This window comes from Chryseobacterium sp. StRB126 (genome assembly GCF_000829375.1).
Classification (GTDB): domain Bacteria; phylum Bacteroidota; class Bacteroidia; order Flavobacteriales; family Weeksellaceae; genus Chryseobacterium.
The window spans coordinates 528,749-542,711 of record NZ_AP014624.1 but is presented as its reverse complement, the minus strand read 5'-3'; the positions used below and the strand labels follow the sequence as shown (position 1 = coordinate 542,711).

The window sequence follows — 13,963 nt, the reverse complement described above, 5'->3', positions numbered from 1 at the left end:
ATATGTAATCCTATGCTGAAGATTATTTTTTCAAAAGTACAATTTTTATAAACCATCTTATTTGAGTATTTTTGAAGATTATAATTTTTTATTATACCAAAAACGATTTCAGTATGATTTTCTACCATAAATTTGAAGTGCGTTGGAGCGATCTTGATGCCAACAAGCACTTAGCCAATTCATCATATGTACAATATTGTGCGCAAGCCAGAATGGCTTTTATGACCAAGGAAAAAATGGGAGTTACCCAATTAAGCAGATGGGGAATAGGTCCTGTTATTCTGCATGAAAGATATTCTTTCTTTAAAGAGATCTACGCGGATCAGATTGTGATTGTAAGTGTAGAAATTGACGGATGTTCTGATGATTCTTCCATCTACCGTTTCGTTCACAAATTCTATACTCCGGATGGTGTACACTGTGCTACTTCTGAAGCAACAGGAGTTTGGATCGATATGATGCTAAGAAAAATGACCACTCCACCAGATGATGTAGTGGAAGCCATGAATAAATACAAAAGCCCGGAAACAGTAGTGTTATCAAAGGAAGATTTTAAAAAGCTTCCTTTCCATCCTCACAATATTGATCCGGCAGAAATTAATCTATAAATGATGAATGATAATTGATGTTCTGAGTAGCGTTAGAAATATGGTTATCAATTATCACATATCAGTTATCATTGATAAATAAAATTTTATGTTTGAAGATAAATCACAGGAGCTGACGCCCATTTCAAAATTAGGAGAATTCGGTCTTATTAAGCATTTAACAGAACATTTTCCTCTATCCAATGAATCTTCGGAGCTTGGAGTAGGAGATGATGCGGCAGTGATTAATCCTGGCAATAAAAAAGTAGTTCTTACCACAGATGTTCTGGCAGAAGGAGTACACTTTAATCTAGGCTACGTTCCTTTGAAGCATTTAGGCTATAAAGCGGTGGTCGTAAATCTAAGTGATATTGCTGCCATGAATGCTGTTCCTACTCAAATTTTGGTTTCTTTAGCAGTTTCCAACCGTTTTCCTGTAGAAGCTTTGGAAGAAATTTATTCAGGAATTCAAGCAGCATGTACAAGATATAAGATAGACCTGATTGGCGGAGATACCACAAGCTCCAACTCAGGATTAGTGATGAGTATTACTGCTGTCGGAATTGAAGCAGATGAAAATATTGTCAAAAGAAGTGGTGCAAAACCGAATGATCTTCTTGTGGTAACAGGAGACTTGGGAGGAGCATATATGGGGCTACAGATTCTGGAAAGAGAACATGCCGTTTATCTTGCTGATCCGAATATGCAGCCGGAAATGGAAGGCTACGATTATATTCTGGAAAGACAGTTGAAACCTGAAGCAAGAACAGATGTTAAAACGATTTTAGAGGAGCTGGATATTAAGCCAACTTCCATGATTGATATTTCTGATGGTCTGGCTTCTGAAATTCTTCACCTTTCCGATCAATCGAAGGTAGGGTTCAGGTTGTATGAAGAAAAGGTACCTATGGATAACCTTACCATCTCTACTGCGGATGAAATGAATTTAAACCCTGTAATGACAGCATTAAGCGGAGGTGAAGATTATGAATTACTCTTTACAATTTCACCAACCGATTTTGATAAAATTAAAAATCATCCTGACTTTACCATTATAGGACATGCCGTTGAGAAAGAAGAAGGAAACTTTATGGTAGCAAGAGGTTCTAACCAGTTAGTGGCTCTTACTGCTCAGGGATGGGACGCCTTTTTAGGAAGCCAGAACGGATAAGATTTAATTTAATTTTAAATATTGTAGAAAACCGCAGCACTTTTTTTGCTGTGGTTTTTGTTTATTGATAACCCTTTTTAAAATACAGTGATGAATATACCAGAAAAAGAAATCCCGGTTCACCATCTTACTTCTGAAAAATTTCAGATGAGTACTTTGAGTGCCGCTGGTCCGGAGAACTTCCATGATGTGCACCGGCACAATTTTTTTGAAATTATCTGGTTCAGGGAAGTGTATGAATACAGCCGCTTAGAACTGGATTTTGAAAGCTACAAACTAGAAAATAATCAAATCTGTATTATTGCACCGGGACAGGCTTTCAATATGAAAATAGAAGGCGAGGAGGGATATGCAATGGCGATAAGCCGGGAAATTTTCAACGAAGCCTGTGATATAGAATCGGTACTCACGGGAGGAGAACTTCCGTTTTTTTTAGATCCTAAAAATGAAAATACCTGCCGCACCATCCTGTCATTAATTGAGCAGGAATATAAAGCAAAGTCAAGGACTGAGCTCTTAAAGGCTTATCTGAAAGCGTTTTGTATCATTATTGGGGAACAAATTAAACCTCAGGAGCCATTACTGAATGACCGTCAACGAGTTCAGGAATTGGTGGGACTTATTGAGAAGCATTATATAGTACAGAAAGAAACAAGCTTCTACGCTGAAAAGTTAAAGATAAGTACCCATCACCTTAATGATATTGTACGTCTTTTGAGGGGAACAACGGTAAAAAAAATGATTTTACAACGTCTAATTCTGGAAGCCAAAAGAGAACTCAGCTTTGGAGCACTCACGGTAAAGGAGATTGCTTTCAAGCTCGGTTTTAACGATGCTTCATATTTTTCAAGGTTTTTCAAGAAACATACAGGGCAAAACCCTGACAATTTTAAGAATAATGAAAAAAGATAATCTTCAATATTTACAATTAAGATAGATTTAAATTGGCATTTTTTATTTATTTTCTTATTTAAATCTTCAATTTGTCCTATACTTCCTTCAGTTCTTTTATTGTAATCTGATGCTTTTTAAGGCAATTTTGCACCCTGAAAAAAATCGCCTGTGAAGGCTTACAATTTATGAAGAAGTTAAGTATTGTAGTGTTTATTTTAGCGCTCCTCAACACGTTGGAATCTCTAAGTATAGATCTTTATCTTCCTGCTTTTCCAAGCATGGCCGAAATTTTTAAAACCGATATCGGCCATATCCAGATTTCTATCTCAGTTTTCTTTGCCGGATTTGCTTTCGGACAGTTATTGTGGGGACCTTTATCAGACAAAACAGGTCGTAAACCGATGCTGTATTGCGGTCTTCTCCTTTTTATCATAGGAGCTACAGCCATCTATTTTACCTCTGATATTTATGTTTTATGGGCGATGCGTTTCTTACAGGCATTTGGAGGAAGTGCGGGGATTGTCATAGGAAGAGCCATTATTATTGATCTTTATGATAAACAAAAATCTGTAACCATTTTCGCACAGCAATCACAGATCAGTGGTATTGCGCCTATTGTAGCGCCTTTGATGGGAAGTGTATTTCTGAAATATTGGGGTTGGAACAGTTCATTTGCTTTTCTGTGTATTATGGGACTGATTACATTCTTCATGGTGTACAAATACGTTCCGGAAACCAATGCAAGAATCAGTCAGCCTGATACTATACCAATGGATGAGAAAGGATTAAAGGATCAACTGAAAATGATTATTTCCAATAAAGAATTCATCAACAGTACCATGGTTGGAAGTATTGCATTTGCCTCTTTGATTATCTACATTTCAAATGCTCCGTTCTTATTTATGGAAATTCATGGATTTTCCAGTGAGACTTTCAGTTTTATATTTGCATTCAATTCATTAGCCTTGATCACAGCGGCTTATATTACGCCGATACTAATCAAGAGAATAAGCAATTCAGCTCTTTTATTTGCTGCTACTTTAATGCTGTTGATAGTATGTACCCTTCACATTTTTATAGCAGCAGGAAACCTTTCTATGGTATTAGAAATAGGCATGCTATATCTATCATTGCTGTCTATTGGAATTCTGTTTCCTCTTACCTCCGCACATGCTTTATCTCCCTTTAAAGAGGGAAGAGGTACTGCTGCTGCACTATTAGGATTTATGCAATTAATGGTAACTTTTTTAATATCAGGACTATTAGGTTTCTTAGAAGCGGATTCTATTTTACCTATGGTGGTTACCCGTGCAGGAATGGCTTTGGTAGCTGTATGGTTTGGATATCAGATCTTTAAGAGCAGAAAACCTGTAATGCAGGAATCTGTTGCTTAAGTAGTAAAGAAGTTAGAAGCTGGAGGAGGAAAGTAATTGAAAACCGAAAAACTAATTCAGCATTTCTGATTTTTCTGGATTTTAGTATTCTATTTATAGCAACTTTCAGTAATCCAATAGACTCATAGTAACTTCAAGCTTCCCTCTTCGGACTTCCGGCTCATTGAACTTTATCCTTCCATTGTTTCTATTGGTCATACCATTCGGACACTTAATCAAGTAATTTTTGTAAAAAATAGTCAAAAGGTTCTCTTTGCATAAAATTTAGAATATGAAAAGAAACCTTTTGACGGCTTTTTGCTGTCTGTTGCCGTTAGGATATTGGGTAAACGCCCAATCAGGAATCTCTGCTGAGCTTAAAACGGAGTATATTCCGGCCTCTAATTATATCCGTCCGGAAGACAGTACAAAAACCAATTCTAAAAGTGATTTTAAAAGAGTAGACCTTACGCTGAGTATTCCATTATCTGTAAAAAAAGACAAAGAAGGTAAGGTAAAAGCATGGTCTATGCTACTGAGCGGCTCCTATGCAAAAATGTCGCACAAAAATTATGAAACTCCGTTATTCCCGGATCAGATGCTGAATGCTCAGGTTGGATTGCAGCATGTAAGACCTTTAGGGAAGAAATGGAGTATGATGATGATGGCCTCCGTTGGAGTATATACTGACATGGAAAAGGTAAGCTTTGATGATGTTCTGGGACAAGGAGGAGTTGTATTTATCAGGCATTTTAACCCTAATCTCGCTTTGGGGATCGGGCCGGTACTTACAACAGCGTTTGGAACTCCAATGGTTCTGCCATGGATCTATTTCGATTGGAAAACCAAAGGAAAGGTTAAGTTCAGAATTAATTTCCCGGAAGGTGCAGAAGCCGGATATCAGTTCTCAGATGCTTTTACTTTAAAAGCTGTGGTTAACCTTAGTGGAATGACCGTAGAAAGAAACAAGGATGGGAAATCTATCATGTTTGGTTATCAGCAGATCACAGCGGGCCTTAAGCCGGAAATAAAGATCAGTGATAAGCTGAGCGTAGGAATCACGGGAGGATCAACCCTGATGAGAAGCTTCACAGAAAGTGAGCGAAAGATCAAAAGCATTTTTAAGGAGAAAAAAATTGCAGATCCTAAGTTTTCCAGTACATTTTATGCTGCTGTATCCTTACGCTGGAATCTACCCTAAAATATGAGAAAAGAGGCCGGAATATATTTATTTGATCTATTTTTTAACTTGAATAATTCCCCCAACACCTTCCGGCTTCTTTCTTTTATTTACTAATTAACTTCTTATAAACTACCTGAGTAAGCAATTCTTCTTTTCGGGTACGGGAAATAGGGAGCTCGGTTTTATTGATAAACAGTCTTCCGCCAGAAATCATATCAATATGGATAATATTGATTAGAAATGATTTATGGATCCTGAAAAAATGCTCGGAAGGCAACGATTCTTCAATCGCTTTCATAGTCTGATGAATAACCAGCGATTTATCCTTAAAATGCAGCTTGGTATAGTTCTGCATACTTTCAATATATAAAATATCTACCCAGGAAACCTTGATGAAGGAATCGGATTGTCTTACATACAGAAAAGGATCATCCAGAGGGGTGTTTTTCTTTAATTTTTCATTGATGATAAACTGTTGTTGCGCTTTATTTACCGCCTGATAAAAACGGTTAAAAGCAATAGGTTTTAAAAGATAGTCCACAATCTGAAGACGGAACCCTTCCAGCGCATATTCAGAATAGGCGGTGGTAAAAATGCATAATGGCGGATTTTCAAGCTGTTCCAGAAAATCAATACCATTCAGGTAAGGCATATTGATATCAAGAAAAATAAGATCTATTTCGCTTTCCTTTACCTTGGTGTCAGCTTCCAGAGCAGTAGCACAGGTTCCTACCACAGATACAAAATCAATCTGATCTGCCAGTTCTTTAAGGTGGAATCTTGCCAGAGGTTCATCATCTACAATCAGGCATTTCATTTTGGGAATATTATTGCTCATTTTCAGATAGTTTTAAGGTTAAAGTTACTTTATAGACAAGATTATCAGACTCAATTTTAAGATCATAAGCATCAGGATACTGTAATTTCAGACGTTTCTTTACATTTGGAAGGCCAATTCCTCCATCTTTCTTTTTTTGGACAGCTATTTCTGAATATGAATTTTCAACATAAAAGAAGAGATTATTGTTTTCTTCCTTACAGAAAATCTTTACATATCCAGTTTGCCCGGGAAGTCTGCACACATATTTAAAAGCGTTTTCAATAAAAGGAACCAATAAAAGGGGAGCAATGAAAGCCTTTGTATTATTGATTTTTAAACTTGCATCTACATTGAGCTCATTTCCCCATCTTAGTTTTTCTACCTCAACCAGATTTTGGAGATATTCAATTTCTTTGCCAAGGGGGACGAGGTTTTGATTGCAATGATAGAGCTGGTACCGTAAAATATCTGAAAATTTCATTAATAAAAAATCAGCAAGTTCTGTATCTGTTTTCATGAGAATATGAATGTGATTCAGAATATTAAATACTACATGTGGATTAATCTGGTCCTGAAGCAGTTTGAGCTGGTTTTCCAGATGGGCCTGCTGAAGGAGGATATGATCCCGTTCTATTCTTTTATGTTCCAGATAGAACTTAATACCACAGGCAGCTCCGCTTATCATAAAAGCTGCAGGAAGAGCCATATAAAACCCCTGCCATAAAATGGGTAAATGATCGTAAACCTTGGTAGGTAAGTTAACTTTTGGGGCCACCTGAAGATAGGTGAAAATAAAAGAATAAATAATACTCAGAATTAAAACGTTCACTGTGGCCTGTATCAGGAAGGTCTTCATTCTTTTTGTCCTTAAAGCCTTGGGAAGAAGATTATGGGTGAGGTGATATGTAAAAATAACAGAACTTATTACAATGGCTACGGTCTGAAGCAGAGCAATAAACCGATCTGTATTGGCTTGAAAATTAATCCATATGGCAACAGCAAAAACACACCAGAAGATGAGAGAGAATATGTATTCTTTTAAAACAAAGGGTTTCGTCATAGGAGAAATCTCAAGAGAGTTTACAAAAAATTAGAAACTGCAGATTTACAGTTTCTAATCAGTCAAAGATAATTCAAGTTTTTAGAATAAGAAATAACCGATTCCAAGACTAAAGCTGTGAGGTTTCGATTTAAACTCCTTACTGATGTTGGATAACCCGTGTTCATACCTAAGATCTACTGTGAAGTTTTTATAATCTAATCCTATTCCTCCGGTAACTCCGATATTGGATTTATCAAACTTATTAAAACCTTCCTGCAGTGATTCGGGAATTGATAACTTGTTATTAAAAGCATAGCTGTACACGCCGCCAGCAAATGCTCTTACATTGAAATCATCGGTTTTAATGAATTTATATCCTATCACTACAGGAATATCAATTGCATTCCATGTTAGTTTTGCAGAATTCCCTCCATTGGCTTCGTAGGATGTTTTTCTTTTGTTGAATAGTGTTTCTCCTTGTACATAAAGGCTTCCAATATCCAGCCTTGCCATTACCCCTGCCTGATAGCCGAAGCCGTATTTTCCTTCCAAGGAAGAAGACTCCGTTGAGGTTTTTGTAAAATTTGCCCCCCCTTTGATTCCAAAGTGCAAAGCTGGTGTTTGCTGAGCCTGTGTCTCCATAGAGCATGTCATGCATAGTAATAATGAGCAGAATGCTAAAAATTGTTGTTTCATAAATTGATTACTGTTATAAATTTGATGCAAAGCAAAGAATCTTGAAGGATGAAGGGAATTTTATTTGATGAGTGGCAGAGATGCTTTGACGAGAATACCGTTTTGGATGAAAAAACGGAAGCCATTATGGCTTCCGATAAATTGTTTTTTGATTTAAGTTTAATAAGGCTGTTCTGTACAGTCGTTCGGAGGAATACATCCACCACCAGTACCGCCGCCACCTCCACCGCCAACAGCAATGCATTGTCCAGGACTTCCGTCTTCATACATTTCGCAGGCTTTTCCCCAGGCGCACTGGCAGTCATTCTGGCAATTATAAGAATCTCCTCCCATATGACAGTTGTCTGTTCCGTTACCAAGAATCGTTGAAAGATCCTTTCTCAAAAGTTTTTTAATTTGTTTCATAGTTTAATCTGGTATTTAATGTTATCGTTTAGGATTGTACATCCTTTGTAAATATAATAAAATAGTCTTAAATGGTTGTAAGTGAGTTATATGTGGAATATTTCTATGGGAAAAGATAAAAAATAATAACTTTAAGCCTTAAAAACAACAATATGAAAGAAAAGAAAAATTTCCTAAGTACCTTTATTGTAATAGCATTGATTATTTCAGGTTATCTAGGATTAAAAGTCTTTCAGAAATATAGTTTTAATAAGGAATATGAGTGCACATATAATGGAATTGTCACTAAACAGAAGCAAGGGTCCAGAGGATTTTATGATTTATATTTATCTAATAAGAGTGTTGTCTATTTAGCTTTCTATGATGGATGGGAGAGAGAAGGATCATTAGTAGGTGATTCATTAAGCAAGGATAAAAACTCGAGAGAGATAAGAGTATATAAAAAAGATAAAAGTGCTCAATATCAATATTATAAATCTATGGATATGATTTCTGATTGAAAGATAAGTCTACTTTTTTCACATTGAGTTTATTTTCCATAAGATCATGTTCAAGAGTTAATTTTCAGTATTGTTTGTGTTTTGTTTCTTGATTCATCCTTGAAATTCAGGAAATGAGAAAAATAAAACCCGCTATTACAGCGGGTTTATCATATTATTTTTTAAATGTTAAAACTAAAGGAACTGATACCGTGGACGATACCGGTTTTCCGTTAGCTTCTGCAGGTTTCCACTTTCCTTTTTCTCTTATCCGATAAAAAGCAGCTTCAATAAATGCATTTACATCTTCATTATTTCCTTTGGCCTGAGCATCAAGAGCATTTCCTTTAGAGTCTATTACAAAGCTTAAGGTTGCTTTATAAGAATCCGAAGCATAGTTTAAGAAAATAAGATCAACAGCATCATACAATGACTTTTGAAAAGCTGTTTTTCCAGCTTCATATTCCGCTTCTTTCGTCAATTTAGTTTTTACAGGCGGATCATTGGTTAATATTTTCTTATCGTCTTCAGAAATTTTCTCAAGCGCATTTTTATAAGATGTTATTTTGTCTTCCGTAAGAAGCCACTCTAGCTTAGTTCGCAGATCGTTAGGCTTAGGGTATTTGTTGTACAATGCCGTTTTCTTTCTTTCATATTTGGAATCAGCCTTCTGAAATGCAGATACCTGAGCACTTCCGAAAGCAAATGATGATATGAAGGCTAATGCTAAGAGTCTTTTCATCTTATTAAGCTTTTACAATATTAATAATCACTTCTGTAGCTTTTTCCATACTTTCCAGCGCTACATATTCGTAAGGGCCGTGGAAGTTGATTCCTCCGGCAAAGATATTAGGACAAGGAAGTCCCATATAAGAAAGCTGAGCACCATCTGTACCCCCTCTGATAGCTTTGATCTTAGGTTCAATACCCGCTTCAGTCATTGCTTTTGCTGCAAGATCTACGATGTGCATTTTGCCTTCAAACTGCTGCTTCATATTTCTGTATTGCTCCTTAATCTCTACTTCAGCAGTTCCTTCACCATGTTTTTGGTTAAATTCAACTACTTTTTCTTCCATGAATTTCTTTCTTGCTTCAAATTTATCAGCATCGTGATCACGGATGATGTATTGAAGTTTTGCTTCAGAAATATCAGCTGTAATGTCCATTAAATGATAGAATCCTTCAAAACCTTTGGTGGTTGCAGGAGTTTCATTAGCAGGTAAGATTTGAGCGAACTCAGCAGCCAGTAAAGCAGCGTTAATCATTTTACCATAAGCATATCCAGGGTGTACACTTAACCCGTGGATTTTTACAACAGCACCGGCAGCGTTAAAATTCTCATATTCAAGTTCTCCAACTTCTCCGCCATCCATTGTATAAGCCCATTCAGCACCGAATTTAGACACATCAAACTTGTGTGCACCTCTTCCGATTTCCTCATCAGGAGTAAATCCTACAGCAATTCTTCCGTGTTTAATTTCTGGGTGAGCCATAAGATATTCAGCAGCCGTTACAATTTCTGCACAACCTGCTTTATCATCAGCTCCAAGAAGGGTAGTTCCGTCTGTAGTAATTAGGGTCTGACCGATATATTTTTTTAAACTTTCAAATCTTGAAGGAGATAAAGTGAATCCTGTAGTCTGGTTCAATAGAAGATCATTTCCGTCATAATTTTCCCAAACCAGAGGTTTTACATTCTCTCCGCTGAAATCAGGTGATGTATCGTAGTGTGAAATGAACCCAATCGTAGGTCTGTCATCATTTTCAAGGTTAGAAGGAATATAGCCCATAATATAACCGTGTTCATCAATTGAAACATCTTCTAAACCGATTGTTTTCAGTTCTTCCGTAATATAATTGGCAATGTCCCACTGGCGCTCAGTAGAAGGAGTTGTTTCACTCTCTGCATCACTCGTTGAATATATTTTTACATAACTCAGAAAACGGTTCAGTAATTTCTCTTTCCATAAAGGATTGAATTCTATTGTACTCATCAGATTTATCATAAATTTTAACAAAGTTAGCAAATTTGATGCTCAGAATACATTATTTGCGGGTGAATATAAGATATTGAAATTATAAATGGAATATAAAACTTTGAAAATCAAAATAATGTTAGATTTGTACGTACAGTATACTAAGTAGTTTAGTTTTATTATATTTGAGAAAATCAAAAAGTAAAAATGTTTCTTACCGAATGTCCTAGAGATGCAATGCAGGGATGGGGAGAGTTTATCCCTACTGATAAAAAGATAGATTATATCAACTCCTTAATGGATGTTGGTTTTGATGTGCTGGATTGCCTGAGTTTTGTCTCTCCAAAAGCAATTCCACAAATGGCCGACTCTGATGTGGTGGCTGAGAATATCGATAAATCCCGGTCCAAGACCAGGGTTTCTGCTATTATCGGAAATTATAGAGGTGCTGAAAAAGCATTAAAACATCAGTCTGTGGACATTCTGGGATTCCCTTTCTCTCTTTCTGAAACATTTCAGCATAGAAATACCAATAAAAGCCAGGAAGAAGCTTTTAATGAGATCATTAAAATGCTTAACCTGGTAAAAAGTGAAGGAAAAAAACTGAATATTTATTTCTCCATGGCCTTTGGAAATCCGTATGGCGAAATGTGGAAGTGGGAAGATGTAGACCAATGGGCACAAAGATTTTCGGATATTGGGGTGAAAGATATTCTTCTTTCTGATACAACGGGAGTCGCAACGCCGGAAACTATTGCCCTTTTATTTGAGAAAATTCCATCAAAATATCCTGAAATTAATTTCGGAGGACATTTTCATAACCGTTATGAAGATTCCTATTCAAAACTGAAAGCAGCTTATGACAAAGGATGCAGAAGATTTGATAGCGCTATCAAAGGAATTGGTGGATGTCCTATGGCTAAAGATGATCTGGTAGGAAATATGCCTACGGAGCAGGTTATCAACTTTATGAGTGTTGAAAAAGCAGATCACAAGCTGAATCTTTTAAATTTTGAAAGCTCTTATAATAAAGCAAAGGATATTTTTCATTTTTAAAGCAAAGAAAATCATTTAAATTATATAGAATCGCTGTCCGGACTGGATGGTGATTCTTCATTTTCATAACGGGGACTTTTCAGATCATCCAGCTCTTCTTTAGTATATTGATGAAACTCTTCAAAATTTGAGGTTTTTGAAACGTACAGAATAACACTTTTACGATATTTAAATTGGACGATAAGTCCATCTTCAGGAGCTGGCTGTAGCTGCTCGGTATCCATGAAGATCTTGCTTTCCTTTTTAAACGAATTGATAACCGGAAGTTCCCCATCATATCTTTTTTTGTACAGAACATCTCCATTGCTGGAAATGATGAATAAAATAGAGCTGCTGGAGTCTTCATTTTCTACCAAAAAGGCAAGGTCTTCTTGGTCATTTTCACTTTTCCCTGTAAAATTACCAAACGCAAATACCTTGGGTGCTCTGTCCTTGATATTGGTCAGATGGAATCTTTCAGAGCGGTCTTCAGCATCATAAAATTTATTGTTGATAAAGGTCTGTACGATTCCTTTTCTATATTCCTTGGGAATCTCATTATATTCATGTATTTTGAAAGTGATGCTTTCCAGATAATCAAAATTCTCAATAACAATGGCTGGACTGCCATAATCCGCTTGTGGAGCATCTTCCGGAGCAAAATAACGCTGCCAGTTATATAAAAATGAAAAAGCAATTAAGAGAAGAGCTCCGATTACAGATAGTATGATCCATTTTTTATTTGATTTTTTAGGAAGCTCCGGGTTAGAATTCATATTTGTCTTTTTTAATTGTTTAAATTTATACAAAAATAATTCTCAGGGAAACAATTTTTAACCTGAAGTATAACTTAACTACTCATTATGAAAACCCATCCAATTACGAAGAATATTGATGTTTCACAGAATGCGATTGTTTTAGATGCCAGAACAGGGAAAGATGCAAAGCAAAACTACCTAGAAAAGCATATTAAAGGAGCAAGATTTATTGATCTGGATAAAGATTTAGCTGAAATAGGGGGAGATGCTGCCTTTGGAGGAAGACACCCGCTTCCAGCTCCTGAAAAATTTGCCGAAACGCTTTCCAACCTTGGGATCGCTGAAAATTCCCATATAGTTGTTTATGACGATAAGAATGGCTCAAATGCTGCGGCCAGAGCATGGTGGATGTTAAGATCTTTTGGGTTTGAAAACGTGCAGGTTCTTGATGGCGGAGTACAGGCTGCAGAAAAGAATAATATGGTGTTTTCATCAGGAGAAGAGGTATTTGAAAAAGCCCCGTTAATTAAAAAAGAAAACTGGGATCTACCTGTTTCAAATCTGGAAGAGGTTGAAAATGAATTGAAAAGCAATTCTTCTACAGTCATTGATGTAAGAGATGCTTATCGATATAGAGGAGAATCTGAACCTATTGATCTGGTTGCCGGGCATATTCCAGGGGCCATCAATATTCCTTTTTCTCAAAACCTGGATGAAAACGGATTATTCCTGAGCCCTGAAATTTTAAAAGAAAAATACACCCAATTACTACAAAATAAACCTGAAAACCTGATTATTCATTGTGGTTCTGGGGTTACGGCATGTCATTCCATTTTAGCATTAGCTCATGCAGGCTTTAATATCCCAAATCTCTATGTAGGTTCGTGGAGTGAATGGAGCAGAAGAGAAGGAAAAGAAGTTGCGAAAGAATTGTAAAAATAACCTTAGAATGAGGTTTCAATGATAGAAAAAGGATGTCATATGGTGACATCCTTTTATATTTTCAATTCTATATTACTTTTTACTGAGTTGCGGCAATGATATAATTATAAATCCTATTCCGGTTATAAACGGAGGTTGAGCCTGCATTTTAGACCCTAAATAAAGCATATATATTCCTAAGAAAGCAAGGAGTATTGCTCCTGTCTTTTTTATCATGATTACTAAGTAAAAGTGGTAATATTAATTTTATCTGTATAGAAAATGCTTAAGACCTATAGCATTCCCAATTCAAATTTTGCTTCTTCGCTCATCATGTCCTTATTCCAGCTCGGTTCAAAGGTAAGTTCTAGGTCAACACTATTTACATGTTCTACTTCTGCTACTTTATCCTTTACTTCCTGAGGCAGTGTTTCTGCTACCGGGCAGTTGGGAGTGGTAAGGGTCATTATAATTTTTACGTCAGCATCATCGGAGATCTGTACATCATAAATTAGCCCTAATTCGTAAATATCTACCGGAATTTCGGGGTCGTATACGGTTTTTAGCACGCTGATGATTTCTTCACCAATGTCTGCAATTTGATCGTCTGTAAATTTCATTTT

The 13,963-nt window shown here is 36.4% G+C and carries 16 protein-coding genes; 8 read left to right on the top strand and 8 right to left on the bottom strand.

What is annotated here, in order from left to right:
- Positions 1 to 113 precede the first annotated feature (113 nt).
- From CHSO_RS02435 to CHSO_RS02415, 5 genes are all read left to right on the top strand, one after another.
- Positions 114 to 608, top strand: a complete 495-nt coding sequence (locus CHSO_RS02435) for an acyl-CoA thioesterase (RefSeq protein WP_045491999.1) — start codon at positions 114 to 116, stop codon at positions 606 to 608.
- 88 nt (positions 609 to 696) lie between these two features.
- Positions 697 to 1,758, top strand: coding sequence for a thiamine-phosphate kinase (gene thiL, locus CHSO_RS02430; RefSeq protein WP_045491997.1), 1,062 nt, complete (start codon positions 697 to 699; stop codon positions 1,756 to 1,758).
- 90 nt (positions 1,759 to 1,848) lie between these two features.
- Complete coding sequence (locus CHSO_RS02425; RefSeq protein WP_045491995.1) at positions 1,849 to 2,670, top strand: helix-turn-helix domain-containing protein; 822 nt, start codon at positions 1,849 to 1,851, stop codon at positions 2,668 to 2,670.
- A 167-nt stretch (positions 2,671 to 2,837) separates the two neighbouring features.
- Positions 2,838 to 4,046, top strand: coding sequence for a multidrug effflux MFS transporter (locus CHSO_RS02420; RefSeq protein WP_084220915.1), 1,209 nt, complete (start codon positions 2,838 to 2,840; stop codon positions 4,044 to 4,046).
- Between the two features lie 271 nt (positions 4,047 to 4,317).
- Complete coding sequence (locus CHSO_RS02415; RefSeq protein ID WP_045491991.1) at positions 4,318 to 5,226, top strand: DUF6268 family outer membrane beta-barrel protein; 909 nt, start codon at positions 4,318 to 4,320, stop codon at positions 5,224 to 5,226.
- Between the two features lie 85 nt (positions 5,227 to 5,311).
- Here CHSO_RS02415 and CHSO_RS02410 read toward each other — a convergent pair whose 3' ends face one another.
- From CHSO_RS02410 to CHSO_RS02395, 4 genes are all read right to left on the bottom strand, one after another.
- The gene (locus CHSO_RS02410) at positions 5,312 to 6,046 is read right to left on the bottom strand and encodes a LytR/AlgR family response regulator transcription factor (RefSeq protein WP_045491989.1); all 735 of its coding nucleotides are present in this window, start codon (positions 6,044 to 6,046) and stop codon (positions 5,312 to 5,314) included.
- Positions 6,036 to 7,088 (bottom strand): sensor histidine kinase, encoded by a 1,053-nt coding sequence (locus CHSO_RS02405; protein WP_045491986.1) that lies wholly within the window; start codon positions 7,086 to 7,088, stop codon positions 6,036 to 6,038. Before CHSO_RS02405 ends, CHSO_RS02410 begins: the two co-directional genes overlap by 11 nt.
- Positions 7,089 to 7,169: 81 nt before the next feature.
- Positions 7,170 to 7,766 carry a porin family protein gene (locus tag CHSO_RS02400; RefSeq protein WP_045491982.1) on the bottom strand — a complete coding sequence of 199 codons (597 nt, stop codon included), beginning with the start codon at positions 7,764 to 7,766 and terminating at the stop codon, positions 7,170 to 7,172.
- A gap of 159 nt (positions 7,767 to 7,925) precedes the next feature.
- Positions 7,926 to 8,171 (bottom strand): hypothetical protein, encoded by a 246-nt coding sequence (locus CHSO_RS02395; RefSeq protein WP_045491980.1) that lies wholly within the window; start codon positions 8,169 to 8,171, stop codon positions 7,926 to 7,928.
- A gap of 152 nt (positions 8,172 to 8,323) precedes the next feature.
- On the opposite strand from CHSO_RS02395, the gene CHSO_RS02390 reads away from it, so the two are divergent.
- Entirely contained in the window at positions 8,324 to 8,671 is a 348-nt protein-coding gene (locus CHSO_RS02390; RefSeq protein ID WP_045491977.1) for a hypothetical protein, read from the top strand.
- A gap of 154 nt (positions 8,672 to 8,825) precedes the next feature.
- Here CHSO_RS02390 and CHSO_RS02385 read toward each other — a convergent pair whose 3' ends face one another.
- Both CHSO_RS02385 and pepT read right to left on the bottom strand, forming a co-directional pair.
- Entirely contained in the window at positions 8,826 to 9,392 is a 567-nt protein-coding gene (locus CHSO_RS02385) for a hypothetical protein (RefSeq protein WP_045491975.1), read from the bottom strand.
- A 4-nt stretch (positions 9,393 to 9,396) separates the two neighbouring features.
- Positions 9,397 to 10,644 (bottom strand): peptidase T, encoded by a 1,248-nt coding sequence (gene pepT, locus CHSO_RS02380; RefSeq protein ID WP_045501743.1) that lies wholly within the window; start codon positions 10,642 to 10,644, stop codon positions 9,397 to 9,399.
- Positions 10,645 to 10,833: 189 nt separating this feature from the next.
- On the opposite strand from pepT, the gene CHSO_RS02375 reads away from it, so the two are divergent.
- Positions 10,834 to 11,682, top strand: coding sequence for a hydroxymethylglutaryl-CoA lyase (locus CHSO_RS02375; RefSeq protein WP_045491972.1), 849 nt, complete (start codon positions 10,834 to 10,836; stop codon positions 11,680 to 11,682).
- Positions 11,683 to 11,702: 20 nt separating this feature from the next.
- On the opposite strand, the gene CHSO_RS02370 is transcribed toward CHSO_RS02375, so the two are convergent.
- Positions 11,703 to 12,437 carry a hypothetical protein gene (locus CHSO_RS02370; RefSeq protein ID WP_052480469.1) on the bottom strand — a complete coding sequence of 245 codons (735 nt, stop codon included), beginning with the start codon at positions 12,435 to 12,437 and terminating at the stop codon, positions 11,703 to 11,705.
- 87 nt (positions 12,438 to 12,524) lie between these two features.
- On the opposite strand from CHSO_RS02370, the gene CHSO_RS02365 reads away from it, so the two are divergent.
- Positions 12,525 to 13,355: a sulfurtransferase gene (locus CHSO_RS02365; protein WP_045491970.1), complete on the top strand. Its 831-nt coding sequence runs from the start codon at positions 12,525 to 12,527 to the stop codon at positions 13,353 to 13,355.
- Between the two features lie 278 nt (positions 13,356 to 13,633).
- On the opposite strand, the gene CHSO_RS02360 is transcribed toward CHSO_RS02365, so the two are convergent.
- Positions 13,634 to 13,960 carry an SUF system Fe-S cluster assembly protein gene (locus tag CHSO_RS02360; RefSeq protein WP_045491968.1) on the bottom strand — a complete coding sequence of 109 codons (327 nt, stop codon included), beginning with the start codon at positions 13,958 to 13,960 and terminating at the stop codon, positions 13,634 to 13,636.
- Positions 13,961 to 13,963 lie beyond the last annotated feature (3 nt).